Raw genomic sequence first — 2161 nt, 5'->3', positions numbered from 1 at the left:
TTGGATGCAGAGTTCATCCAAAATGTTCTTGGGATCAAAACTAGCATTGTCCATGATAATAACATGAGGTGTTTTCAAAGCAGGTAGGAGTTGCGTTTTGAACCACTCCACAAAGAAATCGCTTGTCATGCTGTTCTTGTAAATCATGGGAGCTATAAACTCTCCGTCTACTTGTCCTGCAACAATTGAAGTTCGCTCAAAACGACGTCCGCTAATCTTTTCATAGACTTTCTCCCCTCTAGGAGCCCCTGCATAAGGACGAGGGAGCGCTATTGTATAATAGATTGAAACTAGAATAGTACACCTCTACTTCTAAAACATTGTTAGAAATCTATTTGACTGTCCTGATTGATTCATCCTGTTCTTATCTCATTTCACTATATTCACCGGTAGTGAATCTCTACAGAGGACTTACACCTCAGATACACAACATGCCCATCGCATAAAAAATCTCCTACCCAAGGTAGAAGATTTCAATCTTATAAAACTTAATCCGTCATGTCCGATACCAAGGTTCGATGCTCCAATGGAACACTGCACATAACTAGCAAGAAAATGAAACCTGACTGAATCCAGAAGAGGGCCAAGTCAAAGATTCCATGCACAGCAACCACTGTAAGGAAAGACAGATAAAGACCGATAATCGGACGTTTCCCCGACTCCTGACTCATATCCATCATCAAGCGAACAGGAGCAACAGAAGACAAAACTAATAAAATGGTACCCACAATTCCGTAACTCAGAATCGTATCAATATAAAGACTGTGGGCATGTTCATGATAAGGAGCATGTATCCGAGGATACGAGTGCATATAGGTCAATGGCCCTTCACCCCAAAAAGGATTTTGCTTAAACAAGGCCATCCCAGCATCCCAGATAGAAATGCGTTCTTCCATAGAAGAGTCTAAAGTCCCCATCCGAACTCCCAAATCACTAGAAAAGAGGAAACTCAAACCAATCGCGAAGACCCCAATACTAAGCCAAAAGGCCTTCCAGTTTTTAATAGTCGTAAAGAGATAGATAATTGCTCCAGCGATAATAGCAGGAAAGGCAGTTCGATTTTGAGTAAAGTTCAAACCAAAGAGATTAACAAAGCCTGCAATCACACAGAATACTTTCAACCAATTCAACTTGGTCGTTGTAAACAGATAGAAAGCAATCATAATACAGAAACAACAAATAATTCCATAATAATTAGGATTAAAGAAGGTCACTTCTGCCCGGTTCTGATGCCACACCTGCATATTGGGTGAAAGAAAAGCATAGTTAAATTTCTTCACAATTTGGAAATGTTCTAAACTGGCAAAAGCAGCTGACAAGACACTACCAAACAAGACGAACTGCAAAATCAATCGAAAGAATTTATGGGATAAAATCGACTGATAGTGCAAAAAGAAAATAGTAAATAGAAACATTCCTACTGAAGCCACAAGACCCATCCAATTTTGTGCAAGAATGGATATAACAGTACTATAGCTAAGAAAAAGAAGCAACATCGGATGCTCCCCCATTTTCTGAAGAATACTTTTCATGTCTCCTGTAAAAATCAAACTGATAATATATAAACAGAGTACAACTACAAAAAGATAAAAGGGTAAAAAGATACTTAGGATAATTCCCAATAAAATCAGCTCTTTACTAGACAACCCCTTCAGCTTTTCAATAAAGCCTATTGATTTCAAAATGAATCCTTTCTCTCCAAATCAGCTGATTCAGATAATAGTAAGCTATCCTATATTGTACCACTTTTTTAACAATTTGAAAACAAAGGAAACGTTTTCCAAAATAAAATGTAATTCGAATGTGATATGAAAGTTCTATAATGAAGTTAGCCATCCAACCCTCCTAAAAATTAGATGGTTTAACTAGCTGATAGCTAGTACTCGATTTCATTTGATAAGAGGCTTGGAGCTGTTAAGCTGGAAAGCCAAGGCTAAGATTAGCCTTGGTTTAGCTGACAAAACTGCTTCAAGGGTTCCTCTTGTCAAATGAAAGCTCTTCTAGGCATAAGAAAACACCTCTGTGTTATACTTGTTGTTCAATCACAAACACAAGAAAGGCACAGAGATGCAAAACCATTATACTACAAAAGCCAAACATTTGACAATCGATAGCCGTCGTTTAATCGAACGATGGAAAAAGGAAGGGAAATCAAATAGAG

Annotated in this window: 1 protein-coding gene and 2 pseudogenes; 1 reads left to right on the top strand and 2 read right to left on the bottom strand. The window is 38.0% G+C overall.

Annotated features, from left to right (window positions below):
• Both HT715_RS11060 and HT715_RS11055 read right to left on the bottom strand, forming a co-directional pair.
• Positions 1–261, bottom strand: a pseudogene (locus tag HT715_RS11060) (IS630 family transposase); the annotation flags it as partial.
• 227 nt (positions 262–488) lie between these two features.
• Complete coding sequence (locus tag HT715_RS11055; RefSeq protein WP_119920135.1) at positions 489–1682, bottom strand: O-antigen ligase; 1194 nt, start codon at positions 1680–1682, stop codon at positions 489–491.
• Between the two features lie 385 nt (positions 1683–2067).
• Here HT715_RS11055 and HT715_RS11050 point away from each other — a divergent pair.
• Positions 2068–2161 (top strand): annotated as a pseudogene (locus HT715_RS11050) (IS30 family transposase); the annotation flags it as partial.

Origin of the sequence: Streptococcus sp. 4155 (assembly GCF_013276695.1) — a bacterium.
Taxonomy (GTDB): domain Bacteria; phylum Bacillota; class Bacilli; order Lactobacillales; family Streptococcaceae; genus Streptococcus; species Streptococcus pseudopneumoniae.
The sequence above is the reverse complement of the archived record's forward strand: the minus strand, read 5'-3'. Positions and strand labels throughout refer to the sequence as shown.